Genomic DNA, 25,452 nt, shown 5'->3' with positions numbered 1-25,452 from the left:
CGCTGCAAAGGAGCTTTCCATGATTCACGTTCAGAACCTCCGCAAGACCTTTACGGCGCAGGGCGGCTCCTGGCTCCGGCCTCAGCGGCGCGTCCACGAGGCGGTGCGGGACATCTCGTTTACCGTGCAGCCCGGCGAGGTTGTGGGTTACCTGGGACCAAACGGCGCGGGCAAAAGCACCACCGTCAAAATCCTGACCGGGCTGCTGGTCCCCGACAGCGGGGAAGTGACCGTGGGCGGCTTGGTGCCCTGGAAAGCCCGGCGGGCACATGTGGCCCGGCTGGGGGCGGTGTTCGGGCAGCGCACGACCCTGTGGTGGGACCTGCCCGTGCGCGACAGTCTGGACCTGCTGCGTCACGTCTACCGCGTGCCTGCTGCCCGGCACACCGAGAACCTGCGCCTCTTTACCGATCTGCTGGGCCTGGGGCCGTTTCTGGCGACGCCGGCCCGCGCCCTCAGTCTGGGCCAGCGGATGCGCGCCGACCTGGCCGCTGCCCTGCTGCACGACCCCGAACTCCTGTTTCTGGACGAGCCCACTGTGGGCCTGGATGTGGTCGCCAAGGAGCGAATCCGCGAATTTGTGGCGCACATCAATGCTCAGCGCGGCGTCACGGTGCTGCTCACCACGCATGACCTGGGCGACGTGGAGCGGCTGGCCCGGCGCGTCCTGATTATTGATCACGGCCAGCTCCTCTATGACGGAGATCTGGGACCGCTTCAGGCCCGCTACGGCCAGGGGCGCGAACTTCATGTGGAATACGAGGCGCCCCCCGCCGAGCCTCAGGTGCCGGGCCTGACGCTGCTGGGCACCGATGGTCCGCGCGCGCGCTACGCCTTCAGTGGCGCGGCGGCGGGGCCGATTGCCCTGGTGACGGCCCACGCCCCGGTGCGCGACCTGACGGTGCAGGAGCCGAATATCGAAGCCACCATCCGCCGCATTTACGAGGGCGGGTTGCTGCGCCGGGCGGTAGGGTAGAGGGAATGACCAGGCCAGGAGAAACGTACCGGGGGCCCCCGCCCAGCGTCAGTGCGGCGGTGCTGATGCTGGGTGTGATGGGCGCAGCGCTGAGCTTCTTTGCGGCGGCTCTGCTGGTGCCGTCGGACCACCGCCCTTTGCGCTGGGTCCTGGCTTTATCTCCCTTTGTCGGCTTGATCTGGGCTGGCCAGGTCCGTGGGCATCAGGTCCATCCTGAGACCGCTCTGGCGGTGCCCCTGGCGGTTGCCTGGGTGCCATTCATGGTGTCGGGATCAGCCCTGCGACTCGTCCGTCAGGAGGCCCTGGGCTGGATGGATGGGGGAATGCTTCTCATGGCTGCGGGCGTGTTAATGTCCGCCGTGTTCCTGAGCCTGCACAGTGCCCGTCATCCCCGCGCGTGACCCCCACCTTATTCCCAGCCCACTTTGAAGGTGACCCGGTGCGGATTGCCCGCGACCTGCTGGGCGGCACTCTGGTCCGGGTGCTCGACACGGGCGAGCGCCTAAGTGGGCGCATTGTGGAGGTCGAAGCCTACGATTGCCCCCGCGACCCCGCCTGCACCGCAGGCCGTTTTCACGCGGCCCGCAGCGCCGAGATGGCCATTGCCGCTGGCCACTGGCTGTTCTGGACAGCCCACGGTCATCCGCTGCTTCAGGTGTCATGCCGCCCGGCGGGCGTGGCGGCCAGTGTGCTGATTCGCGCCCTGGAACCGCAGGAGGGCCTGGGCCAGATGCTCAGCTTCCGCCCCGTCACCCGCGAACGCGACCTGACCAACGGGCCTGCCAAACTGGTCTATGCCCTGGGCCTGAACCCGGCGCAGGTGTCGGGGACGCCCGTAAACAGCCCAGCCCTGCATCTGCTGCCCCCCGACACGCCCCTGACCGATGAGGCCGTGCGCGTGACCGCCCGCGTGGGCATCAAGGAAGGCCGCCATCTGCCCTGGCGCTTTACAGTCAGGGGCAACCCCTGGGTCTCGCCTGCCCTGCCCAGCATGGACCTGGTGGGGCAGGGCTGACGACCGGGAGAAGGTCAAGACACCTTGAGCTGGGTAAGGGCAGAGGCCGGGCCGCTGTTCTCTAGCCTGCCTCATGCTGTTTCCGCCTTCTGTGGCTTACCCGCGCGAGCAGGCGCTGGGGCCAGACTTCTTTGCCGGGGACCCGGTGCTGGTTGCCCGCGCGCTGCTGGGGGCTGTGCTGGTGCGGGTGCTGCCAGACGGCGTGACCCTGGCCGCCCGCATCGTGGAAACCGAGGCTTACGACTGCCCGCGCGACCCGAGCTGCCATGTGATTGCCCGCCTGCCCGGCGCCGCCGTCATGATGGCCGGACCTCCGGGGCGGGTGTACTTTCACCTCGCCTATGACCAGCCGCTGCTGAATGTCATTTGCCGTCCCGAGGGTGTGCAGGCGTCCATTCTGGTGCGCGCCGCCGAGCCCCTGCTGGGCGAGGACCGTATGCGAGAGCGCCGCGCGGTCAAGCGCCGCGTGGACCTGACGAACGGCCCCGCCAAGCTGGTCCAGGCCCTGCACCTGGGGCCAGAGCTGCGCGGCGAGCCGATCAATGGCCCAGCGTTTTACCTTGTGCCCGGTGCTGAGGTTCCTGAGGAAGAGGTCACCATCACTGCCCGCGTGGGCCTTCGGCGGGGCGCAGAGTTGCCGTGGCGGTTTTTAATAGGTGGAAATCCGTGGGTGTCCCCAGGAAAGCCCAGCGCCTGAAGCCTGCTCCGGGGCCATCCGGTTATCCTGACAAGAGCACTCAGCCCGGCCAAAGGTGATGACCTTGAATCGTTCTGGAGTGAGGGACGAGAGAGGCTACACGAGACAGTCGGTATTGAGAGCCTTGCCGAGCGAGTGGCCATGGTGGGCGCTGTCAGGGCCATCCAACGCGGCTTCCTTTATAGATGAGCATTCTTGCGCTCGTCCCCCAGCAGCGCCGCGACACCCTGCACGGCGGTCAGGTGACCGGTCTCGACTTGCGCGCGGAGCGCCTGGAGCCGCGCCGGGTCTACGCCCGCCTGAAAGGCCCGCCACGCGGCCTCGCGCAGCAGCTCGTCAAACCACACAGCCGTCTGGGCGCGGCGCTTGGCAGGCAGATCCACCGTCTCGTGGTAGCGCTTGACAGCGGCCCAGAGATCGTCCAGCCCTTCACCCGTCAGCGCCGAGGCGCGCAGGGCCAGCGGACGCCACGGGGCGTCGTGGGGTGTCAGCAGGGTCAGGGCGGTGCGCAGCTCGGTCTGGGCGCGCACCGCCGCCTGCGGGTTGAGGTCGGCCTTATTCACCACGCACAGGTCAGCCAGTTCCATAATCCCGCGCTTGATGCCCTGCAACTCGTCGCCGGCGTTGGGCAGGGTCAGCAGCAGAAACAGGTCGGTCATGGCGGCCACCTGCGTTTCACTCTGCCCCACGCCCACGGTCTCGACCAGCACCACGTCGTAGCCGGCGGCCTCGCATAGCGTGATGGCCTCGCGGGTGCGCCGCGCCACGCCGCCCAGGGTGCCCCGGCTGGGGCTGGGGCGAATAAAGGCCCGGGGGTGAACCGTCAGCCCCGGCATGCGCGTCTTGTCGCCCATGATGGAGCCGCCGGTGCGCGCGCTGCTGGGGTCAACCGCCAGGACAGCCACCCGGTGCCCAGCGCCCACGAGCATCAGGCCCAGCCCCTCAATAAAGGTGCTTTTGCCCACGCCGGGCACGCCGGTCAGGCCCAGACGAATGGAGCGCCCGGCCTGGGGCAGAACCTCGGCCAGCAGGGTCTGCGCGTCTTGCTCGTGGTCTGGGCGGGTGCTTTCGGTCAGCGTAATCGCTTTGGCCAGCGCCCGCCGGTTGCCCGCCAGGAGGGGAGAGGTCAGCGGGTGAAGCTCAGGCACGGTGCCCCGGCCTGTGGGCCCTCAGCACTTCAGTCCTTTGGGCAGTGGCCGCAGGTAAGAGCGCAGCGGCGCCGTGATGCCCTCCCGGCGAAAGCCCGTTTCCTTGACCAGCCGCCCCCGCGCGTCGAAAGCGCCGCGCACGTCCAGCAGGCGCCCCACAAAGCCCGTCCACTGCACCTGCACGCCGGTCAGGCGGCCGGCGCGGTCGTAGCTCTGGCGCACGCGCAGGGTGTTGTCGGGGACGAGGCGGGCGTAGTCCAGGCTGCGCACCTGCCCGGCCCGGTCCAGCAAGTAGCGGGTCTCGCCCACCTGACAGGCTTTCAGGCCACCCACCGAAGAAACCGCTGGGGCTTTGGTATACGGCACGGGCGGCAGACCCTGGGCACTTGCCAGAGTCAGAAGGGTACAGGCAGCCAGCAGCAACGGTTTCATGGCGCCCAATACGGCGTGTCCTGCGGCCGGGTTGCGCGGCGCGGTGGTCATGGGTGCGCTGGGCCTTTGGGGTCACGCCACGGCGAAACGCCCAGGCAGCCGATCCCCAGCACACACAGCCAGAACCCCCCTTGCATCAGCAGCAGGCCGGGGCCAACGTCGGGCGCGTCGTTCAGCACCTCGGGGCCGCCGCCCGCCAGCAGCAAGAAGCCCAGGCCCAGGCCTGGCAGAGTCAGCAAACCGCCAAGGACCAGCCCGACCAGGCCCAGCACCACGCCCAGGGTGCCGGCCAGTCGCCAGGGCTGGTGCAGTGGCGGCGAACTGCTTATGCGCGGTCTCCCAGCAGCCGCAGCACCTCGCGGGCGCTGTGCAGAATTGGCGTGCCCGGCCCGAAGATGCCCGCCGCCCCGGCGGCGCGCAGAGCCGGATAATCCTGCTGCGGAATCACGCCGCCCACCACGACCAGAATGTCCCCGGCGCCTTCGGTCCGCAGCGCTTCAATCAGCTGCGGCACCAGCGTTTTGTGGCCCGCCGCCTGGCTGCTGACGCCCACCACATGCACGTCGTTCTCAATCGCCTGGCGCGCGGCTTCTTCCGGGGTCTGAAACAGTGGGCCCACGTCCACATCAAAGCCCAGATCGGCAAAGCCGGTGGCAATCACCTTGGCCCCCCGGTCATGACCGTCCTGCCCCATCTTGACCACCAGAATGCGGGGGCGGCGGCCTTCCGTTTCGGCAAACTGCTCAATCTCGCCTTGTAGGCTGGCAAAGCCCTCGTCACCCTCGTAGCCAGCGGCGTATACGCCCGACAGGGTGCGGATCTCCGCCGAGTGACGGCCCCAGACCCGCTCCAGAGCGCCCGACACCTCGCCCACCGTACAGCGGGCCTGCATGGCGGTGACACTCAGAGCCAGCAGGTTGCCTTCGCCCGTACGGGCAGCCTCTTCCAGGGCGTCCAGGGCGGCTTGAACCGCCTGCGGGTCCCGTCCCGCGCGCACCCGGTCCAGCCGGGCAATCTGCGCTTCACGCACGGCGGCGTTGTCAATATCCAGTACGTCCACAGGCGTATCGGCGCTGGGGCGGTACTTGTTGACGCCCACAATCACGTCCTCGCCCCGGTCAATTCGGGCCTGTTTGCGGGCGGCACTTTCCTCAATCCTCAGCTTGGGAATCCCGCTTTCAATGGCTTTGGCCATCCCGCCCAGCCCCTCAACCTCGCGCATCAATTCGCGGGCTTTTTCGGCCAGGTCATGCGTCAGGCGCTCCATCAGGTAGCTGCCGCCCCAGGGGTCCACCACCTGCGGGATGCCCGTTTCTTCCTGCAAGACCAGCTGCGTGTTTCGGGCAATCCGCGCCGAGAAGTCGGTGGGCAGCCCAATCGCCTCGTCAAACGAGTTGGTGTGCAGGCTCTGGGTGCCGCCGAACACCGCCGCCATCGCCTCTATGGTCGTGCGGATGACGTTGTTGTACGGGTCCTGCTCGGTCAGCGACCAGCCTGAAGTCTGGCAGTGGGTGCGCAGGGCGCGGCTCATGGGCTTTGTGGGCCCAAACTGCGCCATCAGTTCGCTCCACAGCAGCCGGGCGGCGCGCAACTTGGCCACCTCGGTGTAAAAGTTCATGCCAATGCCGAAGAAAAAGCTCAGGCGGCCAGCAAAGTCGTCAATCGTCAGGCCCTTGGCCAGCGCGGCCTTCACGTACTCCACCCCGTCGGCCAGGGTGTAGGCCAGTTCCAGCGCGGCGTTCGCGCCGGCTTCCTGGATGTGGTAGCCCGAAATCGAGATGGAGTTAAAGCGCGGCATCTCTTTGGCCGTGAATTCGATGATGTCGGCAATGATCCGCATGGACGGTGTCGGCGGATAAATGTACGTGTTGCGCACCATGAACTCTTTGAGGATGTCGTTCTGGATGGTGCCCGACAACTCGTCCAGCCGCGCTCCTTGCTCCAGCCCCGCCACGATATAGCCGGCCAGAATGGGCAGCACGGCGCCGTTCATGGTCATGGACACCGACATCTCGCTGAGCGGAATGCCGTCAAAGAGAATCTTCATGTCCTCGACAGAGTCAATCGCCACGCCGGCCTTGCCCACATCGCCCACCACGCGCGGATGGTCGCTGTCGTAGCCGCGGTGGGTGGCCAGGTCAAAGGCCACCGACAGGCCCTTTTGCCCGGCGGCCAGGTTGCGCCGGTAAAAGGCGTTGGACGCCTCGGCGGTCGAGAAGCCCGCATACTGCCGAATGGTCCAGGGCCGCGCGGCGTACATGGTGGCGCGCGGCCCGCGCGTGAAGGGCGGCAGGCCCGGCAGCGTGTCGGCGTCCACGCCGTCTAGGTCGGCAGCAGTGTACAGGGGTTTGAGGGTCAGGCCCTCGGGGGTCTCGCGGTTGAGGCGCGCGGGGTCAGCGCCCTTCAGGTCTTTGCTCGCCAGCGCTTTCCAGGCGCTCAGGTCGGCGGGGGGGTGGGTCATGGTGGGTGCCTCCGTTCCCTCCCATGATGCCACGGCCTGCCTAACGGGCGTTTGGAAACGGGCAGTTTCGTCTGGTCATAAAAAACGTCCTGTGAATCTGTTCATAGAAAATGTAAGAACTGTTAGAATAGTGGGCGTGACCCTTCCCGCCCCTGCCGCCCGCCGCGTCAAACTCGCGCCGAGCATCCTCGCCTGCGATTTCACCCGGCTGGGTGAGGAACTGCGCGCCATTGAGAGTGCTGACTGGGCCCATGTGGACGTGATGGACGGCGCCTTCGTGCCCAACATCTCGTTCGGTCTGCCTATCCTGGCCGCGGCCCGCGCCGCCAGTCCGCTGCACATGGACGTTCACCTAATGATTGAGCGGCCCGAGCGCTATCTCAAGGACTTTGCCGAGGCCGGGGCAGACAGCCTGACGGTGCATGTGGAAGCCACAGCGCATATCCACCGCGCCGTGCAGCAGATCAAGGAACTGGGCAAGCAGGCGGGTGTGACTCTCAATCCGGGAACGCCACTTGAAGCCCTGCGTCCGGTGCTGGCCGATGTGGACCTCGTGCTGATCATGAGCGTCAATCCCGGCTTTGGCGGTCAGAAGTTCATTCCGCAGAGTCTGGAGCGCATCCGCACCGTGCGCCGCTGGCTGGACGAACTGGGCAGCGCCGCCGAGTTGCAGGTGGACGGCGGCGTCAGCGCCGCCAATGCCCGCGCGGTGGTCCACGCGGGGGCTGACAATCTGGTGGCGGGCAGCGCCGTGTACGGCAAAGACGGGGCCCAGGCGGGGCTCGAACGCCTGCGCGAGGCGCTGAAGTAAGCCATGCGCCTGCGCGTCGATTTGTTGCCGCATGGCCAGTATCCCGATGTGGTGCTGGTGATTGATGTGCTGCGCGCCACCACCACGGCCGTCACCTACCTGGAGCGCGGCGCCGACGCCCTGCTGCTGACGGCCACCCCAGACGTGGCCCTGGCCCTGCGCGGCGGTGAAGACGGCAGTCCCTACCTGCTGGGCGGCGAGCGCGGCGGCCTGCCTATCCCAGGCTTTGACTTTGGCAACAGTCCTGTCGAGGCGACGGGCCAGAATTTCACGGGCCGTACGGTCGTCATGAACACCACCAACGGCACGGGCGCGGCCCATACGGCGGCCCAGACTGGCAAGCACATTTTCCTGGCGGCCCTGACCAACGCCCACGCGGCGGCCCGCCGCGCCCGCGCCACTGCCACTGAAGAGATCGCCATCGTGTGCGCAGGCACAGACGGACAGGTGGGCCTGGAAGATGTGTATGCGGCCGGCGTTCTGGCGGAGTACCTGCTGGCGATGGGCGAATTCACCGTGGATGACGGCGCCCGCATCGCCCTGACCGTGCGGCGCAACAGCGGCAATCCTCTGGAAGCCCTGAGCAGCAGCGGGCACGGTCAGCATCTCGGCCGCCTCGGCCTGGGCGAAGATGTACGCTTCGCCGCTGGCCTGAGCACCAGCACGCTGGTCCCGGCCCTGACCCTGGACGGCGACCCGCCAGAAGGTACCCTCAGGTTCACGGCAGGTTAAGACATGGGCTTCTAGGTCTGTGCCTGCGGTCAGGGTCTGTCCATTACGCTGCGCTCATGACTGCTTTGCGCCTGACAGCTGCCCTTGTTCTGCTGACCAGTGTGGCCCACGCCGCCACCTACAAAGACGCCTCTGGAACGTTTTCGGCTACGGCGCCGTCCGGCTGGAAACAGGGTACGTATCCCGGCACAGCGGTGGTCTTTGCGGCGCCGCCCTCGAACGGGTTTGCCCCCAACATCAACGTCATTGTGCAGACAGTCCCGGCGGGCACCACCCAGGCCGCCTATCACAAGCTCAGCGTGGCGCAGATCGGTCAGCTCATCACCGACGGTAAGGTGCTGGGCAATAAGACCGTGAGCGTGGGTGGCCTGAATGGCAATCAGGTGGCTTACACGGGGCGCCAGGGGCAATACAAGCTCTATTTCATCTCGACTTATGCCGTGAAGGGCACCAAGGCGTATGTCATTACGGCGACGACCCTTCAGGGTCAAGAAACGAAGCTGTCGCCGGTTAATGTCGCGTTCGTCAAAGGCTTCAAGGTCCTGAAGTAAGCATGTCTTGAGGTCCACAGGGAGGTCAGGCGCTAGCATCAAGACTTGATGAATGCTGCGCCTAATCTTCTACACCAGCTGCGCACCCACCAGTACGGCGCCCTGCAAGAGCACCTGAGCAGACTTCAGGAACAGTTTGAGGCGGGCCAGTTGGCTGAGCGCGACCTGCTGAACGCCTTTCAAGCGTTCCAGAATCCTGACCCGGCTCTGGGCGAACAGTTTGGAGAATGGATGGAAGCGCACGTGGGCTCTTATCCGGCGCATGTGGCGCTGGCTCAGTGGCTCCTGGCCCGTGCCTGGGACGCACGCGGCGAGGCCATGTCGAGTCACGTCAGCGATCAGGGCTGGCGGGGCCTGCGGCATTTCACCGAGCAGGCCACCGCCTGTGCGCGCCACGCGGTGACCCTGAGCGCCAACCCGCTGGCGGCCTGGATGGTGGTGGGGCTGGCCGCCAACAGCCAGGGGTGCCAGGTCTCTGTTCAGGATGTGGAAAGCCAGCAGTACCCAGACTGGTTGACCGAGGGACTGCGCGGCAATCCCCACAGCCTGGCCCTGCGGCGCGCGATGCTGCTGCACTTGCGCGAGGAGTGGGGCGGCAGCGAGGCCCAGATGCTGGCCTTCGTTCGCCAGCAGCAGGACGGAGGCCAGCTTTCTGAAGGCGATGTGCAGCGCCTGTGGGCTGAGTTTCATGCCCGGATGTCGCACCACGCCATGTCCTTTGCGAAAGATTACGTCCGGGCGGTAGAGCGGGCGCAACTGGCCGCGAACTTGCGCGGGCTTCATGCTGACCAGCTGTTTACGGCCATGACGGTGGCTGGGCGGGCCACAGCCGAGCGGCGGGCGGCGCTGGAGCAGTACCTCACGGCAGCCGAGCAGGACCCGCACGCAGGCATAGAAGGCAACGCCCTGGTGTCTTTTATCTACGCCTGGGAGGGCCTGGAAGCCCTGACACCCAGGGTCGGCGCGCTGCTGCTGCGCGCCGCCGAACAGGGCGACACCGAGGCCGCAGTTGGCCTGGGCCGCCTGAAATTACATGGGCCGGCCGCAGCGGTGCCGGACCCCCTGCCCTGGCTGTTGCGGGCGCGCGAGGAAGGCAGCCGCGAAGCGGCCGACCTGCTCGTGGAACTGGGCGCCCTGAGGCCCCCCGGCGTGGTGCGGGAAGATGTGCTGAAGGCCGCTGACCTGGGAAGCCCAGATATGAGCTGGCGCGTGTACGGAGAGTTTGCCGCTTTCCGGCAGCAGTTCGATCTGGAAGACCGCGCCCGCTACCGGTATCTGCTGCGCGCCGCCGACGCCGGTAACAACGACGCCCGTTTTGAACTGGCCCAGCAACTGCGCGCCGGCTTTGTGGAAGTTGGGGAAGACAGCGTGCTGCGGCCAGTGAACACGCCGCCGCTTCAGGACAGCCTGAATTACGCCAAGCATCTGCTGGAGCGCGCGGCTGGCTCCGGGCATACGGGCGCCCAGAAAGTGCTGAACCGGGCCAGGGAACAGGACTGGGAGGCCGGGGCACGGCGGCTGCGCCTGCGGCCCCAGCGGGCGGTGCGGCTGCCTCAGTTGGGCGGGGCTTCGGTGCGGCGGCAGGACCAAGAGCGGCCCCTGCGCGTCCCGTGGTTCCTCCTGGCTGTGGGGGTGGTGCTGGTCTTCCGGGCATGCAGCCATTCTTCGGCGCCCGCCCCAGTGGCGCGTTCCCTGACGTCCGCCGAATACGGGGTGCTGGAGCGGCTTCAGAGCGGCGAGGTCAAGTCAGTAGGACACGAAGACGGAGTGACCTTTCAAGAGGTCAGGGAGCGTGAGCCCACTCAGCCCTGACACCTGCCTCAGCCGTTACCCTGTGCAGCATGACGGCTTCTGACCTCATCCTTCCTGCCGTGACCCCGGCCGACACCGTGGACTTCACGGCTATTCCCAGTCCGGCCTTCGTGCTGGACGAATCGCGCCTGCGCCGCAACCTCACCCTGATTGCCCACGTGCAGCGCGAAAGTGGGGCGCAGATTATTGTGGCGTTCAAGGGGTTTTCCATGTGGTCGGCCTTCCCGCAGCTGCGCGAGTATGGAATCACCGGGGCCACCGCCAGCAGCTTGAACGAAGCGCTCCTGGCCAAGGAAGAAATGCAGGGCGAGGTGCATGTGTACGCTCCGGCCTACAGCGACGAGGACTTTCCCCGCATTCTGGAACTGGCCGACCACCTGGTGTTCAATTCCTTCTCGCAGTGGCAGCGGTTTAAGCCCCAGGTCGAGGCGGCGCGGGCTGGAGGCCGGACCATCCACGTCGGCATTCGCGTCAACCCTGAATACGCCGAGGTCGAAACGGACCTGTATAACCCCGCTGGCCCCTTTTCCCGCCTGGGGGTTACCCGCCGGGAATTTCGCGCTGACCTGATGGACGGCGTGGACGGCCTGCACTTCCATACCCTGTGCGAGAAGGACAGTGACACCCTGGAGCGCACCCTGGAGGTGTTGGAGCGCAACTTCGGTGATGTGCTGACGCAAGTGAAATGGGTCAACTTCGGCGGCGGCCACCTGATGACCCGCGAGGGCTACGACCTTCCGCGCCTCATTCGGGTGGTACGGGCCTTCCGGGAGAAGTGGGGCGTCCACGTCATCCTGGAGCCGGGCAGCGCTTTTGGCTGGCAGACGGGCTGGCTGGTCAGCAGCGTGCTGGACGTGGTGCACAATGTTAAAGACGCTGTGCTGCTGGACATTTCTGTGTCGGCGCATATGCCGGATGTGCTGGAAATGCCTTACCGCCCCCGCATTTTGGGTGCCGGCGATCCCCCCGAACATGACCACCGGGAAGCGGTGGACGCCCCCCCCGGCCACGCTTACCTGATTGGCGGCACCACCTGCCTCGCCGGTGACGTGGTGGGCGAATACGTCTTTGAGCAGCCGCTGGCAATCGGTGACCGCGTGGTCTTTGACGACATGATTCATTACACGATGGTCAAGACGACCTTTTTTAACGGCGTCAAGCACCCCGATATCGGCATTCTGAAACTGGACGGTGCTTACGAGCGTGTCAAAACCTTCGGCTACGAAGAATTCAAGGCCAAACTGAGCTGAAGTGCACAGCAAGCCGCGCCCTGGCCAGGGGCGCGGCAGTTGCTGGAACCTGTTCAGTCTGCAAGAGAGGCGAGGAAGCGGAGGAACGTGACCGGCCACGCCCCAGGGCCAATTGGAACCCGCAGGCCGCCGCGCACATTGCAGCGGACGAAGCGGGAGAAGCCAGAGCTGGGTCACACTCGGCGCCCAGCCGCACACAGATCAAATTGGTCTTAACCTCTTGGAACTGAAGCCAGTGTAGACCACGTGACTGATGAATGGCTGAATGACTCCCCGGCGACTCTCATCGGTTGTCTCATCTTCAGTCAGGCCGGTCGGGAGGCGAGACCGGGGTGATCGTTGCACGACCATCAGCAGAAACCCCGGCCAAGTGGCCGGGGGCTGAACATTTATAGCTTCCGGTTACTTGCGGTACACCTTCGGCACGCCGTTGACGGTGCGGATAGTGCCGCCTTCAAAGTCGGCCGCCCAGGCGCCGCTCAACTGGTACTGGTCGCGGGTGGGAAAGCCCAGGAAAGAGCCGCTGCCGCCCAGACCCTGATAGGTCTTCAGGACGTCGCCTGTGAGCCAGAAGGTGCCGTACTTCTCGGTGCCGTATAGGGCACCACTTTGGAAAAAGCCGTACAGGCCGCTGGTGCCGTAGGTGTTGCGCGGAATGACCTTCTCGTCACCGGCGGCCCAGCCCAGGCGGCTGGGAGGACGCACGCCCCCGTTCTCGGTCTTGGCCAGCGCCAGGTAACGTTCCAGCAGCGCCCCGTGCACCGCATAAGAGCGGCTGGACCCGTTGGCGTGCAGCAACACGGCGTCCCCATAGGCGCCCACCCCACCGAACTTCTGCCACAGGCCGTCGCCCCAGGCCAAGGCGTAGGTGGTGGCGGTGCCCAGGCTCTCTTCGCCCTTCAGGCGTGCGTAGGCGTCAACCATCGCCTGATCACGGCTGCCGTCCTGTTTTTCACCGGGCTCAATGCTGGTGTTGGGGGTGGGCTGCGGCTGAGGTTGGGGTGCTGGGGACTGGCCCTGGCCGGGCGTCACGGTCACCGTGCCTGTCGCGCTGCCCTGCACGGGGGTGCCGCCCACCCGGAAGGTCACCACGTCTGTGGTCCAGCCGTCGGCCGGCAGAGGATTGACCACGATGCTCAGGGCGCGGGCCAGATTGTCCTGCCCCTTGACCCGGACCTCGGCAAAGCCCTGATTCTCGGCAAAGCGGGCAATGTCATTCAGGTCCAGTTCTTTCTTGCTGGCCAGTGCCAGCAGGCGGTCCTGCCCATTGGGGCCGCCCACCGTCAGGGTGTATTTCGCGCCCTGAGGAGGAAAGACCCGGGTCACGCCGGCCTTGACGAAGTTACTTTCCTCGTAACTATTGGGATAAAACAGGTCAATCTCGCCGTTGGCGTTGACATTAAACAGGTACACGTAGGCGTCCTGGTTGGTTTTTACGGCAGCGTTCAGGCGCTCGCCCTTGCGGTAAGTGGGATTGGCCTTGCCGCTGGCGTCTTTGTTCACCCAGACTTCAACGTTCAGCTTGGTCTCGACCGGGTTCACGATGATGCTCTGGGCAGTAATCTTGGCGGGGCTGGCGGCGGCCAAGCTCAGGCCGAGCAGGGCAGTCAGGGTCAGGGTGCCTTTCGTGTTCATGGTGCCTCCTTGGTATGGGGCCACCGTAAGGCACAAAACTGACCGAAGACTGAAAAAGACTGTTGCAGCAAGACTTTCTCAAGAGCGCTTTAAGGGTCTGTCAAGAATGAGCGGGTTGTTTTGAGAGCTTGGTTCCCCTTAGAGATGACCAGTTCGACCAGGGCTAACTAACCGGGGTAGGCTGCAACATCCGAGATGGCCCCGCTCTGTTGTACAGATCAACCGCAGCAGTGTGACGGAGTTGGTATTCCGCGTGAAGGGGGCATGCTGCCTCGGCTCTTTGGAGGGTCTGGCTCTGGTCAAACTCTGGGGGAGCCGGCCGCTTTCCGATCAGACCTCGTCGGCTTCACCTGTTTCGCCTGCAATACGGAGAAAACAACTGTGACTCCTCGCAATCGGCCGCACTCTACTTTCGAGAACGAGAAGGAGGCGCTTCTCTAAAAAGGGCAAGCTGCTGGTCTAGTCCTGGCATGAAACTGCTCCTCGTCCTCATGTACTCAGCTGCTCAGGCGGGTGGCCAGCCACAGGGCCAGCGGCGCCAGCAGCAACGCCGGCAGGAGGCTGCCGACCCGCACCCGGCGGTCTTCAAAACCCAGCCCGGCCAGCATCAGGTTCCAGCTGATGCCGATAATGGTCAGGCCACCCGCGCCCGTGACCAGCAGGACGTAGGGGTTGGTCTTCAGAAGGTCGGGGTCGGCGCCGCCCAGCAGCCCACTTGCCAGGGCGCCGGCAGCCAGGCTAATCCCACCCTGCAGCAGCAGCACTGTGACAGCGCTGAACCCCACGCCGATGCCGTAAGCGCCGGCCAGCGCCAGCGCGGCAATCCCGTCCAGGGTGCTTTTGAGGATGTAGGTTGACGCGTCGCCCGTCAGGCCGTTTTGCAACCCGCCCACCACGGTCATGGGGCCAATACAGAACAGCAGGCTGGCGGCCACAAAGCCTTCCGTAAAGCGGCCGCCGCCCCGGAACCGACGTTTCAGGGTGTCTCCCAGGCGCTCCAGCCGCTCTTCAATGTTCAGCGCCTCGCCCAGCACCGCGCCGAGGGCCAGGCTGACCAGGGCCAGAATCACGCCGGGCACCGCGCCGCCCTGAACGCGGTTCAGGCTGCCGGCCATGTCCAGGCCGATAAACAGCGTCACCAGACTCAGGGTTTGCAGCAGGGTGCGCTGGGTACGTTCGGGCAGGCGGTGGCCAATCAGCAGGCCCAGGGCCGTGCCCCCCAGCACGGTGCCCACGTTGACCAGGGTGCCCGAAAGCTGATCAAGCAGGCTCACGCGGCACCGGGGCGGCGCAGGCCCAGACAGAAAAGAAGCGTGGAGAAACAGAGCGGCGCTGCCGGAAGCCTGGTCATTCTGTGCCCGACTGTAATGCAAAACGGCGTCTGGGGCTGCTGCGCGGCCTGCGCCGCCCTGCGCGTGGGCGGGCGGCGTCTCAAGAAACAGGTAAGGCAACCCTGACCCCGGCTTGACAGGCAGTGTGCTACGGTTTAAGCAAGTTGAAGCGTATGACCCGTCTCTTCTCCCTCTGGCCGCGCCGCAGCGGTGGGCCAGGCGGTATGGCCAGCGGCTGCGACATCAAGGCGTCTGACGCCGTGACAACTGAGTGTGACTGTGGGGCTGCCTCTGTGCAGCCCCGCTGCGTTGAAGGAGGCCCAAAGTGACCCTATCCAACCAGTACCAGAACATGCCCAAACTGCTCAAGGTCAGCGAAGTGGCTGACTTTACCGGCACCCACGAACGCACCGTGCGCCGCTGGATTCGGGACGGCCGCCTGAGTGCGGTCGAGCATCCCAGTGGCCTGCGGGTGCCCCGCCGCTCGCTATGGCGGTTTCTGGGGCTGGACCTGGCGCTGAGCGCGTAACTTCTGGACACACCAAACAGTTCTAGGCACCGAGGCATAGATAAGGCGCAAACGGCGTCCTATCTGGCCTCGTCTTCTTTTGCAGCCCACTCGAACGGAACACGCTCAGGCTGAAGTTCAGCCGAATGGGCAAGACCCGGAAAAGGGACTACGCCCTGGGATGAAGTGAAGGGCCGCCGATAGAGCAATTCTGGGCTCTTGCAGAGGGTGAGGCGCGGTGTTTTTCGCTGTTCGGTGAGCCTGAGTTTGCCAGGTCGCGCGTGCTGGCCCTGTGCCATAGTGGCGACCATGTCGGACTTGCTGGCGGCCCTGAGTGAAGCCCTGGACCAGCAGCCGGAACAGGCGCAGGCGCTGTGGGAGGCACTTTCACCGTCTGATCAGAGACAGGCGGCGGCGCTGGCTCTGCGGTTGGGGCGGCCTGGGCTGACGCTGGCCTGGACAGCTGACCCCCTGCTGAGGGCGGCGGCCTGGTTGCGGCGGGGCGAGGCGGCGGCAGCCCTGAATGATCTGAAAGGGGTGCCCAGCAGCGCCCGGTCGGCAGTGCTGACAGCCCGCGCCCTGCACCAACTGGCTGCGCTCGAGGCCGGTGCAGCCGCCCAGAGCGCCCGCCGCCTGGCCCGCGCTGAGGGCGATAGCGGCGGACTTGTGGCGGCCGTGGCCCTTGTGGCCGAGCAGGAGCTGCTGGCGGGGACGGCCCCCTACGCCGCGCTGCGCACCCTGGCAGAAGGCCTCAAGGTGGCTGAGCTGAGCGGGCAGCCGGCCGATGCACACCTGCTGGCGGTGCTGGCCGCCGCTCAGGCCCGGCTCAATCCCCGCAAGGCGGCACAGACCGCTGGGAAGGCCCTGGACCGGAGCGAAGCCCGCAGCCCGGCGCGCGTGCTGGCGCTCCAGGTGCTGGGGCAACCCGAGGAAGCGGCCGCTCAGGCAAGGACGGGCGAACTGGCGCCGGTCTGGTGGGCTGTTATGTCACCTCCGCCTGTGCCCAGCTGACTGGAAAAGGCACATACGGCGGCGGCTGAATAAACGCGCGCGGCCCTGGATTGCCGTGCAGATAGACACTTTCCAGGGTCCAGACGTTGCGCTCCTGCAGGGTGGCGTACAGGGCCGCGCCCGCCTGCACCTCGTCGGCGGACAGCGGCAGACGAGTCCGGTAGGCTGCCAAGAACGCTTGGCACAGCTCAGGGGCTAGGCCCAGGCTCAGGTGCAGGCAGCGCACAAGTTCCCAGGCGCGGGGAGCCAGGCGGGTTTGTTCCCAGTCAATCAGGGCATGGGGCTGGCCAGCAGAGAACAGGACGTTGCCGTCATGGTAATCGCCGTGCAAAAACCGTGTGGGCAGATCGGGCACCGTGTCAGGCAAAGGTGCCGTCCGCAGATGCAGGAGGCGCTGCTCCAAGCGGGTCAGCGCCCAGCGGTCGGTGGTATTCAGGTCAGGCAGAGCCAGGATGGCGGCGCGGACGGCGTTCAACCGCTCCTCGGTGCGCGCCACGCTGGCTGGCGGGGCCAGGAGCGGCACCTCAAGCGGTACCGCTGGCGGCAGCCGGTCATGCACGGTGGCCAGGAAGGCCCCCAGGGCCGCAGCCGTCTGCGGGTTCAGGTCGGCCCTGGGGATGGGCTGGCCCGGCGCCCGTTCAAACAGCGCTGCCCAGTCCTCACCCAGTCTGGCCAGAACGCCGCCACGCTGCGTGGGAACAGGAGCTGGGGTCGGCACCCCCGCCGCGCGGGCCACCTGGACCGCCGCCAGTTCCCGCTCGGCGCGTTCTCTGCGGGGGTCCCGGTACACGCGCAGGTGAAACAGGTCCGCCCCGGCGTCAACCTGGAACGCCCCGTTGATGCTGCCGCCACCCAGGGGCGTGACCCGGTACACGGTGCCGATAGGCCACACGCCGGCCAGGGTGGCGGCCTTCACCCCGGCTGCACGTCCAGCCGTGCCAGGCCGCGAATGACAAAGCCGCCAGTGTAATGTCCCGGCTCTTCGGGGTCGGCCAGGCGCAGCTTCGGCAGGGTGCGGCACAGGGCGCGCAGGCTCAGGGCCAGTTCCAGCCGGGCCAGCGGCGCCCCCAGGCAGTAGTGAATGCCCAGCCCAAAGGTCAGGTGGGGGTTGGGGTCGCGGCCCAGGTCAAGTTCGTCGGGGGCCGTGAATTTCTCGGGGTCCCGGTTGCCACTGGCGTACAGCAGGCTCACGCGGTCGCCAGGCTGCAGGGCCGCGCCGCCGATGACCAGCGGGTCCAGCACAATCCGCTCGAACATGGGCAGCGGCGTGTCAAAACGCAGCAGCTCTTCTATGGCCCGGCGAAAGATGGCCAGACTATCGTCGGCGTATGCCGCCTCCACCAGGGCGTCCCAGTGGTGCCGCTGGCGCAGCAGGGCCAGCACCCCGCCCGACAGGCCGTTCACGCTGGCTTCGTGTCCGGCGTTCAGGAGCAGAATGCAGGTGTCCACCAGTTCCTGCTCGGTCAGGCGGTCGCCGTGTTCCTCGGCCTGCACCAGCGCCGTAATCAGGTCGTCCTGGGGCTGGGCACGGCGCTGGGCCGCCAGGTCGCGCAGCAGGGCGCTGAAGTCCACCACCGCCTGCTCGGCTTCGGCCTGGTCGGCCGCGCTGGGTGACGGTTCGTACAGCTTGACAATCGAGGCCGACCAGGGCCGCAGCTGATGGCGCTCGGGGCCGGGCACGCCCAGCAGTTCGGCAATCACGGTGACTGGCAGAGGTTCGGCGTAGTCGGCCACCAGGTCAAAGGTGCCCCTCTGCCCCAGGTCGCGCACCTGCGCCTCCAGAATCGCTTCTATGCGCTCCGCCAGCGCCTCCACCCGGCGGGGCGTAAAGGCCAGCTGCACCAGTGAACGCAGCCGGGTGTGCTTGGGCGGCTCGCTGTCGAGCAGGTGGTTGCTGTTAAAGGCGTCAAAGGTGGCCTGGCGTGGGTCAGGGGGCGGCCAGCCCAGCTCGTCGCGTGAGTAGCGGTGCAGGGCGCTGCGGCCCAGGCGGCGGCTGCGCAGCACGGCGCTGATGTCTTCGTGGCGGGTCAGCACCAGCCGGTTCATGCCGGGGTCGTAGAAGACCGGCGCCTCGGCGCGCAGTTCGGCCAGCAGGGGGTAGGGGTCCCGCACAAAGCTGGGGTCAGTCAGCGGCAGCGAGACAGTGGGCAACCCCTCAGAACCGGGCCGTGTCAAAGGAACTGCTGCCCTTCCACGCGCAGGGGACGCTCTTCGGGGTCGGGGGTGACGGGGGGCCGGGTCAGCAGGGCCACTCCCGCTGCCACCGCTGCCCGGCGCGCGGCGTGGGCATCCGGGCCGGCGGCACTGTCTCCTGCCGGGGCGCCGCTGCCAGAAGCGGCCACAGGGCCCGCGCCGCGTGGGGGCACAGGGAGGGTGCCCTGCGGCAGCGCCAGCTCTTCGGGCGCCGCGTGGCGGGCCGCCAGCTCGGAAAAGGAAGTGGTGAGCGCGCGGTAGGCGCTGAGAAACTGCGCGTATTCCTGGCGGGCGCCGGTCAGGCGGGCCGTGAGCTCGGCGTGCCGTTCGCCAAACGCCCGTTCCAGGTCAGCCAGCCGTTCGGCCTGCGCCCGCTCCCGCCCGGCGCTGAGGTCGTGGTGCGCGCGCTCCAGGTCGGCGGCGCGCGTCTGGGCGGCGCTTTCCAGCTCGGCCATGCGGGCGCGGTGCCCGGCTTCAAGCGCCTCGCGCCGGGCCTGGGTCTCGCCGGCCAGGGCGTCGCGCTGGGTGCGGGCCTCACCCACCATCAGTTCGGCCTCGCGCACGGCGTTCTCGCGCAGCTCGTGGGAAATGCGCTCGGCGGCCACGACCGCGCGCCGGATCTCATCCTGATGCTGGCGCTGCTCCTCAAGCTCGTGCTGGAGCGTGCTGATCTGCTCGCGCAGCGCCTGCTGATCTTGCAACAGGGTTTCTAGGTCGTCAGACAGGTCGCCCAGGAAGGTGCGCACAGCGGCGCGGTCATAGGCGCCCAGCCGGGTGGGGAACTCCTGGTGCCGCACATCAAGGGGGGTGAATTTCACGAGAACAGGCTCCTTCCCACCCGCACCAGGGTGGCTCCAGCAGACACGGCCAGCGGATAGTCCCCGCTCATGCCCATGCTCAACTCTGACAGACCCAGGTCCTGCGCGCGCCGCGCGGTGTCCCGGAAGAGGCTGAGCAGGCGCTCGTCCCGGTCCGGGTGGCCGTCCAGGTCCGGCGCCATCACCATCAGGCCGCGCACCGTCAGCCCAGTGGCCTGCACCTCGCGCAGCATGCCGGGCAATGCGGCGGGTTCGGTGCCGTGCTTCTGGGCTTCCCCATTCTGGACCTGAAGCAGCACGTCTGGCGCGCGGCCCCAGCCCTGGGCGGCCTGGGCAATGGCCTCGGCCTGCCACGCGGCTTCCAGGCCGTGGACCAGCGTTACTGGACGCATGTACTTGACCTTGTTGCGTTGCAGCGGCCCGATAAAGTGCCACTCCTGCTCGGGCCAGGCGGCGGCTTTGTCCCGCAGTTCCTGGGCGCGGCCCTCGGCCAGTGGAAAGGCGCCGCAGGCCAGCACGCAGCGCTCGATGGCCTCCAGCGGCTGCCCCTTGGTGACCGCCACCAGCTGGGCGCTGCCTGCCGGGCGGCCCGCGTCGGCCTCGGCGGCGCGGATGGCGGCCAGCACCTGCGGCACACTCACAGGAAACCTGGCTGCAGTGGGGGCCAGACAAGGCCGAAGGGTTGGTGAGGGCACACAGGCTTATTCTCACTCAGGCGCGCAGTCAGCTCAAGCTGGTCCGGCGCGCGGCCCATCAGGGCGCAGCGGCGCGTCCTGGGCTCATCTGCACCCAACCTTCACCCTTCTCAGGCATAGAGCCGCAAGTGTGAGCAGGACTTTGCGGCGCCCAGCCCCCAGCCTGCCTGCCAGGCGGGGGTGATTTCCGGGGTGATTCCGCAAGATTAGAGGAGAAAGATGCGACACCCCCTGACCCTTGCCGTGACCATTGCTCTTGCCGCGCCCGCTGCCGCCCAGACGGCCGGAACGGTGCAGGAGGTCACGGTGGTCGGCACCACCGAGCTGCTGACCAATTTTGTGCGCGCCACCCTGTCGGTGCAGACCGGCGCGCCCCTGTCCAGCGTGAATCTGCGTCAGGTCGAGCAGGAAGTGGTCGCCAGCGGCTATTTCAAGAGTGCGGTGGCCGAGCTGCGCAGCGTCTCTGGCCGCGACAGCCTGGTCATCACGGTGGTGCCCAACCCGACCATCAAGGACGTGACCATCACCGGCCTGAGCTTTCTGCCCGCCGACGGCTTTAAAAAGAGCGTGGCCGATCTGCTGAACATCGCCCCCGGCGCCACGCTGAACAACGTGCGGATTGACGAGGCCAAAGAAGCCCTGGCCTCCAACTTCCAGGGCGAGGGCTACCCCTTTGCCCCCAGCATCAGCAGCGAGGTCAAAACCGAGGCCGACGGCACCGTCACCGTGAACTTCGTGGTGGACGAAACGGCCCCGATTACCCGCGTGGAGGTCGAGGGCGTTACCCTGCTGCCAGCCAGCACGGTGACGGCCATCTTTAAGCCGCTGTACGACGCCCGCCGCTTTACCCCTGACGCCTACTACGCGGCTGTGCAGGGCCTTCAGCAGGCCTACGACGACGCCGGGTATCTGCAGGCAGGCGTGAACACCCAGACCACCTCGCTGGAAGGCGGCGTGCTGAAGGTGCGCGCCCTGGAAGGCCGCGTCACGGCGGTGGACACCAGCGACCTGGAGAGTCCCCAGATCGCGCTGCAAACCCAGGCTGGCCAGCCCATCACCCTGGCGAAGTTGCAGGCCGACGTGCGCGCCCTGGCCAACCAGACCGGGCAGCCGGTGGGCTTCGCCCTGCAACCCAACCCCCAGAACCCGGCCCAGGTGACGGTGCTGTTCGGTTCGGCGGGCGTGGCGTCTGGCCCGGTCAAGACGATTGCCTTCCAGGGCAATACCCTGGTGCCCACGGCCACGCTGCAGGCCGCCGTGAAAACGAAGGTGGGCGACGTGTACAGCCCCCAGCTGGCGCAGGACGATTTCTTTGCCCTGCGTGACGCCTACCGCCAGGCCGGCTACGAGATCAGCACGCGCGACGCCCTCACCTTCGAGAACGGCACGCTGACCTTTAACCTGCGTGAAGTGCGCGTGGCCGGCTACGAGTTGCAGTGGCAGGGCAACCACAAGACCAAGGACCGGGTGATTCTGCGCGAACTGCCCGAAGCAGGCCGGGCCTTTAACCGCAACGAGCTGAACGCTGCCCTGGGCCGCATCGCCCGTCTGGGCTTCGTGCGCGTGGTGACCGAGCAGGTGCGCAGCGACCCCGCCAACCCCGAGAGCATCACCTACGTGGTGGGCCTGGCCGAGACGACCAGTGGCATTCCGGTGACGCTGGGCCTGACCTACGACTCGTTTGCCGGCGGATTTGGTGGCGACGCTGGCTACACGAATAACAATGTCTTTGGCCTAGGCCACAACTTCACCGCGACCCTGGGTGGCCAGCAGAACGAGGCCGGGCAGAATCTGGTGGGCAACGTGGCCTACACGATTCCCTGGCTGGACATCGATTTCCTCGACTTCCGCCGGGTGCCCACCTCGGTGTCGGCGTCGGCCGGGTCGAACGTGACGGGCAATCAGCCTCTGGTGAGCAAGGCGGGCGACACCCCTGGCAACACCGACACCGGCTGGGATTACACCACCCGCACGACCAGCTTCAGCGTGAACGCAGGCCGCAGCCTCGCCCGCAACCTGTACGCCAATGTGGGCGTCGGCGTCGGGTACAACGTGTATTACCTGGAAGCCCTGCAGTCCAGTGACAAGAACACGGTGACCTATACGGACGCCAATGGCGCGACCCAGACCCGCACCTTCAGTGAGGCGGACGCCAGGGCGCTGCTGCCCACCAACTCGCTGATTACGGGCATTACGGCTGGCCTCAGCTACAACTCGACCGACAACGGCGAATTTCCTGGCCGGGGCATCAAGGCGGACCTGGGCGCGCGCTATAAGTTTGGCACGCAGAACAATGTCAGTGTGCGCTGGACCGAGATTGAGGGCGGCGCCAGCACCTACTTCGGCTTCGGGCGAGACCTCGAAAAATCCCTGGGCGTGACCACCAAGCAGCAGGTCTTTGCCGTGCGGGCGAACGCGGGCACGACGCTGGGCCTGGACACCGCGCCGCTGGGCACTGGCTACGGCGTGGGCGGCGGCGGCTCGGCCAACCCGGCCCGCCACATCCGCGGCCTGAACGACAGCGAGCTGTTCGGCCCCAACTACGCGACTGCCAGCGCTGAATACCGCTACGACTTCGGCCTGAAAGCGGGCATCGCCCAGGGCCTGTACGGCGTGCTGTTTGCCGACGCCGGCACGGCCTGGGGCACGGCGGCCAACCCCGATCCCAGCCTCAAGTATGGCATCGGGGCCGGCGTGCAGCTGAACCTGGGTATTGGCGGCACCCTGCTGCCCAGCCTGCGCTTTGACTACGGCTTCAGCCCCCAGACGGGTCAGGGCAAGTTCTACTTCCGCCTCGGCAACTTCTGGTAAAGCCTTCAGGTGGCCGAGGGCGCGGAAGTCTCCCGCGCCCTCGGCCATTTGCTGGAGGGCACCGGCCCCCCGCCGCTGCTAGCATGCCCCGCATGTGTTCGCCCGTTCCCCCCGGAGGCCTGCTGTGGAAGGTCTGATGCTCGCGCGGGTGCTGGCCGAGCTGGAGCCCCTGCTGCCCCTGCGCACCCTGGGCTGGGCTTTCCCGGATGAAACCACTGCCGCGCTGCTGCTGGACGGGCCTGGCCTGAACGGCCGCAGCAATCTGGTCCTCAGTTACCGGCCGCCCACGCCCGTGGTGTTCCTGTCGCGTGAGCGGCTGCGCGGTGAGGCCCACAATCCTTTTCAGCGCTTTCTGACGGCGCGGGTGCGCGGCGACCTGCTGCGTGCCGAGCAGTTGAAACTCGACCGGGTGATTGCCCTGCACTTTGCCGGCGAAACCGGTTTTGTGGACCAGGCGCCCACCCGGCTGCTGTTTGAGGTGACGGGCCGCAACGCCAACCTGTTGGTGCTGGACCAGGGCGAGGGCTTTGCGGGCCGCATCGTGATGGCCGCCCGCGAGATTACGGGCAGTCGCAACCGGTTCCGTACCATTCGCACGGGGGGCATGTACACGCCACCGCCGCCTTACGACAAGCTGGACCCCCGTACCCTCGGCCCTGAGCAGGCCCAGGCACTGGCGGGGGTCCCCGTGGGGCGCTGGCGCGAACACCTTGATGGCCTGGGGCCTCTTCTGGGCGCCGAGCTGCTGCGGCGCGCGGGGCTACGGGCTGATGAGGCGCCGGCTGAGCGCTGGCCGGAGGTGCTGGCCGCCGTGCAGAGCGTGGTCCGCGACCCAACGGTGAGTGAAGGGACGCTGCAGGGGGGCGCGCGTGAGGCGGCGCGTGGCGAAAAGGCAGCGGCGCTGCGCAAGGCCCTGCGCGAGCCGCTGGAAAAACGCCTGACGCTGCTACGCAACCAGCTCTCGGATGTGACCCGCGCCGAAACGGGCCTGGACGACGCCGCGCGTGACCGTGCCGAGGCCGACCTGCTGATGGCGTACGCGCACACCGTGCCTGGAGGTGCAGCCAGCGCCCTGCTGCCTGCCTTTGACGGCAGCGGCGAGCAGCCCCTGAGCCTGGAGCCGAGCCTGAGCGCCGTGCAAAACGCCGAGAAACGCTACACCCGCGCCCGCCGCCGCGAGGAGGTCTATCTGCGCCTGGCCGAGCGCGAAGCGCCCCTGCGCGCCGACCTGGCCGACGCCGAGGCGCGCCTGCGCGACCTGGACACCGCCGAATTGGACGCTCTGGAGGCCCTGTCGGCCCAGCTGGTGAGCGAGCGCCCAGAGAAGAGTCCCTACGGCGCGCGCTTTACCACCCCCAGTGGCCACGAAGCCCTGGTGGGCCGCAACAACAAGGAGAACGCTGTCCTGACGCACCGGCTGGGCCGCAGCACCGACCACTGGTTTCATGCCCAGGGGTATCCAGGCAGCCACGTCCTCGTGCGGTCGGGGGGGCGCGACCTGGACCTTCCCGACATCCTCTATGCCGCGCGGCTGGCGGCGGCCCATTCCAAGGCGCGCGGCAGCAGCAACGTGCCCGTGGACTACACCCGTATCAAGCATGTGTGGCGTCCCAGAGGCGCCCCGGCCGGTCAGGTGCATTACACCGACCAGAAGACGGTGTTCGTGGACGGTACGCTGCCAGAAGCGAATTAAGGCGGCGCACAGGCGGCGCGCGGTCTCTGGTCAGGGGCGCAGAGGGCCAGACCAGATGTCGGATGCACTGTCGTCCATTTTCGTGGCATCCCGAGAGGCGCTAGAGGCTTCTTGCCTTCGGCGCTGTGCAAGCTCAGTGTCTGGACGTCCGTCCTTTGTGGCGGAGCGTGACGAGGAAATTGCGTAGGACGCCATCCCCGCTCCTCCCCGCCTAACCTCTCGCGGTGCGAGCTGTCCCAGTTCCCCTTGCGAGGAAGGGGCTAAAAAAATGGTCTTGCCCGCGCTTCTGGGAGAGGCAGCGACAAGCTTGTCGGGCTACTGGTCACAGCCTTGAGCGTATTGGTCACAAACGGCTGACACGCGTAAGCCATGAGCGCACTCGGCCATCAGGGTTTTCCTACTCCCTACAACCCACGTCCCACTCCCTTCCTGTACGTCCCCTCCCGCCTCGTGGCCCCGCTTTCCTTTTGCCGGCCCCGAGCGCGTACAATGCCCGCTTGTGGAACGCATCATGTTCAGGGCCAAAATTCACCGCGCCACTGTGACGCAGGCCGATCTGGATTACGTCGGCAGCGTGACGATTGACCAGGACTTGCTGGACGCGGCGGACATTCTGGTCAACGAGCGCGTGGATATCTACAACATCACCAACGGCAACCGCCTGAGCACCTACGCCCTCAGCGGGCCGCGTGGCAGCGGCGTGATTGGCATCAACGGCGCCGCCGCCCACCTGATGCGGCCCGGTGACCTGGTGATTATCGCGGCCTACGGCAACTTTACTGAGGACGAAGCGCGCCGCCTGGAGCCGCGCGTGGTCCATGTGGACGAGCGCAACCGTCAGCTGGACCTGCAACTGGCCTGAGGGCTGGGCA

Annotated in this window: 24 protein-coding genes; 14 read left to right on the top strand and 10 right to left on the bottom strand. The window is 66.9% G+C overall.

The genetic code is table 11. The annotated features are described in order from the left end of the window. The first annotated feature begins 19 nt into the window (after nt 1-19). The 4 genes from GO986_RS16755 (at nt 20) to GO986_RS16740 (ending at nt 2,688) form a co-directional block, all read left to right on the top strand. Complete coding sequence (locus GO986_RS16755) at nt 20-976, top strand: ABC transporter ATP-binding protein (protein WP_157460444.1); 957 nt, start codon at nt 20-22, stop codon at nt 974-976. A gap of 5 nt (nt 977-981) precedes the next feature. Next, entirely contained in the window at nt 982-1,377 is a 396-nt protein-coding gene (locus tag GO986_RS16750) for a hypothetical protein (protein ID WP_157460443.1), read from the top strand. Next, nucleotides 1,374-1,991, top strand: a complete 618-nt coding sequence (locus GO986_RS16745; protein ID WP_369409435.1) for a DNA-3-methyladenine glycosylase — start codon at nt 1,374-1,376, stop codon at nt 1,989-1,991. The genes GO986_RS16750 and GO986_RS16745 overlap by 4 nt, the downstream gene beginning before the upstream one ends. A 73-nt stretch (nt 1,992-2,064) precedes the next feature. Beyond that, the gene (locus GO986_RS16740) at nt 2,065-2,688 is read left to right on the top strand and encodes a DNA-3-methyladenine glycosylase (protein ID WP_157460441.1); all 624 of its coding nucleotides are present in this window, start codon (nt 2,065-2,067) and stop codon (nt 2,686-2,688) included. 179 nt (nt 2,689-2,867) lie between these two features. On the opposite strand, the gene meaB is transcribed toward GO986_RS16740, so the two are convergent. The 4 genes from meaB to scpA are packed head-to-tail and all read right to left on the bottom strand — an operon-like array spanning nt 2,868 to nt 6,729. Next, nucleotides 2,868-3,836, bottom strand: coding sequence for a methylmalonyl Co-A mutase-associated GTPase MeaB (gene meaB / locus GO986_RS16735; RefSeq protein ID WP_369409434.1), 969 nt, complete (start codon nt 3,834-3,836; stop codon nt 2,868-2,870). A gap of 21 nt (nt 3,837-3,857) precedes the next feature. Continuing rightward, nucleotides 3,858-4,319, bottom strand: coding sequence for a hypothetical protein (locus GO986_RS16730; RefSeq protein WP_157460440.1), 462 nt, complete (start codon nt 4,317-4,319; stop codon nt 3,858-3,860). Then, entirely contained in the window at nt 4,316-4,540 is a 225-nt protein-coding gene (locus tag GO986_RS16725) for a hypothetical protein (protein ID WP_157460439.1), read from the bottom strand. The genes GO986_RS16730 and GO986_RS16725 overlap by 4 nt, the downstream gene beginning before the upstream one ends. Before the next feature lie 53 nt (nt 4,541-4,593). Next, nucleotides 4,594-6,729 (bottom strand): methylmalonyl-CoA mutase, encoded by a 2,136-nt coding sequence (gene scpA, locus GO986_RS16720; protein WP_157460438.1) that lies wholly within the window; start codon nt 6,727-6,729, stop codon nt 4,594-4,596. A gap of 136 nt (nt 6,730-6,865) precedes the next feature. On the opposite strand from scpA, the gene rpe reads away from it, so the two are divergent. From rpe to nspC, 5 genes are read left to right on the top strand one after another with little or no spacing between them, the layout of a single operon-like run. After that, nucleotides 6,866-7,540 carry a ribulose-phosphate 3-epimerase gene (gene rpe / locus GO986_RS16715; protein WP_369409433.1) on the top strand — a complete coding sequence of 225 codons (675 nt, stop codon included), beginning with the start codon at nt 6,866-6,868 and terminating at the stop codon, nt 7,538-7,540. Nucleotides 7,541-7,543: 3 nt separating this feature from the next. After that, the gene (locus tag GO986_RS16710; protein ID WP_157460436.1) at nt 7,544-8,272 is read left to right on the top strand and encodes a 2-phosphosulfolactate phosphatase; all 729 of its coding nucleotides are present in this window, start codon (nt 7,544-7,546) and stop codon (nt 8,270-8,272) included. A gap of 56 nt (nt 8,273-8,328) precedes the next feature. Beyond that, complete coding sequence (locus tag GO986_RS16705; RefSeq protein ID WP_157460435.1) at nt 8,329-8,823, top strand: DcrB-related protein; 495 nt, start codon at nt 8,329-8,331, stop codon at nt 8,821-8,823. Between the two features lie 48 nt (nt 8,824-8,871). After that, entirely contained in the window at nt 8,872-10,635 is a 1,764-nt protein-coding gene (locus tag GO986_RS16700; protein ID WP_157460434.1) for a DUF4034 domain-containing protein, read from the top strand. A gap of 29 nt (nt 10,636-10,664) precedes the next feature. Beyond that, the gene (gene nspC, locus GO986_RS16695; protein ID WP_157460433.1) at nt 10,665-11,885 is read left to right on the top strand and encodes a carboxynorspermidine decarboxylase; all 1,221 of its coding nucleotides are present in this window, start codon (nt 10,665-10,667) and stop codon (nt 11,883-11,885) included. A gap of 402 nt (nt 11,886-12,287) precedes the next feature. Here the strand turns inward: nspC and GO986_RS16690 are convergent, their stop codons facing one another. Further along, nucleotides 12,288-13,520, bottom strand: coding sequence for a DUF4384 domain-containing protein (locus GO986_RS16690; protein WP_157460432.1), 1,233 nt, complete (start codon nt 13,518-13,520; stop codon nt 12,288-12,290). Between the two features lie 497 nt (nt 13,521-14,017). Next, complete coding sequence (locus GO986_RS16685) at nt 14,018-14,794, bottom strand: DUF554 domain-containing protein (protein ID WP_369409432.1); 777 nt, start codon at nt 14,792-14,794, stop codon at nt 14,018-14,020. 409 nt (nt 14,795-15,203) lie between these two features. Here GO986_RS16685 and GO986_RS16680 point away from each other — a divergent pair, with 409 nt between their 5' ends. Further along, nucleotides 15,204-15,380: a helix-turn-helix domain-containing protein gene (locus GO986_RS16680; RefSeq protein ID WP_157445459.1), complete on the top strand. Its 177-nt coding sequence runs from the start codon at nt 15,204-15,206 to the stop codon at nt 15,378-15,380. 288 nt (nt 15,381-15,668) lie between these two features. Next, on the top strand, nt 15,669-16,370 hold the full coding sequence (locus GO986_RS16675) for a hypothetical protein (protein WP_232337854.1): 702 nt from the start codon (nt 15,669-15,671) through the stop codon (nt 16,368-16,370). Here GO986_RS16675 and GO986_RS16670 read toward each other — a convergent pair. The 4 genes from GO986_RS16670 to GO986_RS16655 are packed head-to-tail and all read right to left on the bottom strand — an operon-like array spanning nt 16,342 to nt 20,022. Continuing rightward, on the bottom strand, nt 16,342-17,286 hold the full coding sequence (locus GO986_RS16670; RefSeq protein WP_157460431.1) for a phosphotransferase enzyme family protein: 945 nt from the start codon (nt 17,284-17,286) through the stop codon (nt 16,342-16,344). The genes GO986_RS16675 and GO986_RS16670 overlap by 29 nt on opposite strands. Beyond that, complete coding sequence (locus tag GO986_RS16665; protein WP_157460430.1) at nt 17,283-18,521, bottom strand: cytochrome P450; 1,239 nt, start codon at nt 18,519-18,521, stop codon at nt 17,283-17,285. The genes GO986_RS16670 and GO986_RS16665 overlap by 4 nt, the downstream gene beginning before the upstream one ends. 20 nt (nt 18,522-18,541) lie before the next feature. Further along, nucleotides 18,542-19,381 (bottom strand): DivIVA domain-containing protein, encoded by an 840-nt coding sequence (locus GO986_RS16660; RefSeq protein WP_369409431.1) that lies wholly within the window; start codon nt 19,379-19,381, stop codon nt 18,542-18,544. After that, nucleotides 19,378-20,022, bottom strand: a complete 645-nt coding sequence (locus GO986_RS16655) for a YggS family pyridoxal phosphate enzyme (protein WP_369409430.1) — start codon at nt 20,020-20,022, stop codon at nt 19,378-19,380. Before GO986_RS16655 ends, GO986_RS16660 begins: the two co-directional genes overlap by 4 nt. A gap of 273 nt (nt 20,023-20,295) precedes the next feature. On the opposite strand from GO986_RS16655, the gene bamA reads away from it, so the two are divergent. The 3 genes from bamA to panD all read left to right on the top strand — a co-directional run bounded on the left by bamA (nt 20,296) and on the right by panD (nt 25,442). Further along, nucleotides 20,296-22,887 carry an outer membrane protein assembly factor BamA gene (gene bamA, locus GO986_RS16650; RefSeq protein ID WP_157460429.1) on the top strand — a complete coding sequence of 864 codons (2,592 nt, stop codon included), beginning with the start codon at nt 20,296-20,298 and terminating at the stop codon, nt 22,885-22,887. Between the two features lie 124 nt (nt 22,888-23,011). After that, entirely contained in the window at nt 23,012-24,580 is a 1,569-nt protein-coding gene (locus tag GO986_RS16645; protein WP_369409429.1) for an Rqc2 family fibronectin-binding protein, read from the top strand. 499 nt (nt 24,581-25,079) lie between these two features. Continuing rightward, nucleotides 25,080-25,442 carry an aspartate 1-decarboxylase gene (gene panD, locus GO986_RS16640; RefSeq protein ID WP_224571865.1) on the top strand — a complete coding sequence of 121 codons (363 nt, stop codon included), beginning with the start codon at nt 25,080-25,082 and terminating at the stop codon, nt 25,440-25,442. The last annotated feature ends 10 nt before the right edge of the window (nt 25,443-25,452 follow it).

It is taken from the genome of Deinococcus arboris, assembly GCF_009755355.1.
Classification (GTDB): Bacteria; Deinococcota; Deinococci; order Deinococcales; family Deinococcaceae; genus Deinococcus; species Deinococcus betulae.
The sequence above is the reverse complement of the archived record's forward strand: the minus strand, read 5'-3'. Positions and strand labels throughout refer to the sequence as shown.

What these genes read in the sequence shown, in the direction of transcription:
- GO986_RS16755 (WP_157460444.1), top strand. Translation starts at nt 20, where the DNA reads ATGATTCACGTTCAGAACCTCCGCAAGACCTTTACGGCGCAGGGCGGC.
- GO986_RS16750 (WP_157460443.1), top strand. Translation starts at nt 982, where the DNA reads ATGACCAGGCCAGGAGAAACGTACCGGGGGCCCCCGCCCAGCGTCAGT.
- GO986_RS16740 (WP_157460441.1), top strand. Translation starts at nt 2,065, where the DNA reads ATGCTGTTTCCGCCTTCTGTGGCTTACCCGCGCGAGCAGGCGCTGGGG.
- GO986_RS16730 (WP_157460440.1), bottom strand. Translation starts at nt 4,319, where the DNA reads ATGACCACCGCGCCGCGCAACCCGGCCGCAGGACACGCCGTATTGGGC.
- scpA (WP_157460438.1), bottom strand. Translation starts at nt 6,729, where the DNA reads ATGACCCACCCCCCCGCCGACCTGAGCGCCTGGAAAGCGCTGGCGAGC.
- GO986_RS16710 (WP_157460436.1), top strand. Translation starts at nt 7,544, where the DNA reads ATGCGCCTGCGCGTCGATTTGTTGCCGCATGGCCAGTATCCCGATGTG.
- GO986_RS16705 (WP_157460435.1), top strand. Translation starts at nt 8,329, where the DNA reads ATGACTGCTTTGCGCCTGACAGCTGCCCTTGTTCTGCTGACCAGTGTG.
- GO986_RS16700 (WP_157460434.1), top strand. Translation starts at nt 8,872, where the DNA reads ATGAATGCTGCGCCTAATCTTCTACACCAGCTGCGCACCCACCAGTAC.
- nspC (WP_157460433.1), top strand. Translation starts at nt 10,665, where the DNA reads ATGACGGCTTCTGACCTCATCCTTCCTGCCGTGACCCCGGCCGACACC.
- GO986_RS16690 (WP_157460432.1), bottom strand. Translation starts at nt 13,520, where the DNA reads ATGAACACGAAAGGCACCCTGACCCTGACTGCCCTGCTCGGCCTGAGC.
- GO986_RS16680 (WP_157445459.1), top strand. Translation starts at nt 15,204, where the DNA reads ATGCCCAAACTGCTCAAGGTCAGCGAAGTGGCTGACTTTACCGGCACC.
- GO986_RS16675 (WP_232337854.1), top strand. Translation starts at nt 15,669, where the DNA reads ATGTCGGACTTGCTGGCGGCCCTGAGTGAAGCCCTGGACCAGCAGCCG.
- bamA (WP_157460429.1), top strand. Translation starts at nt 20,296, where the DNA reads ATGCGACACCCCCTGACCCTTGCCGTGACCATTGCTCTTGCCGCGCCC.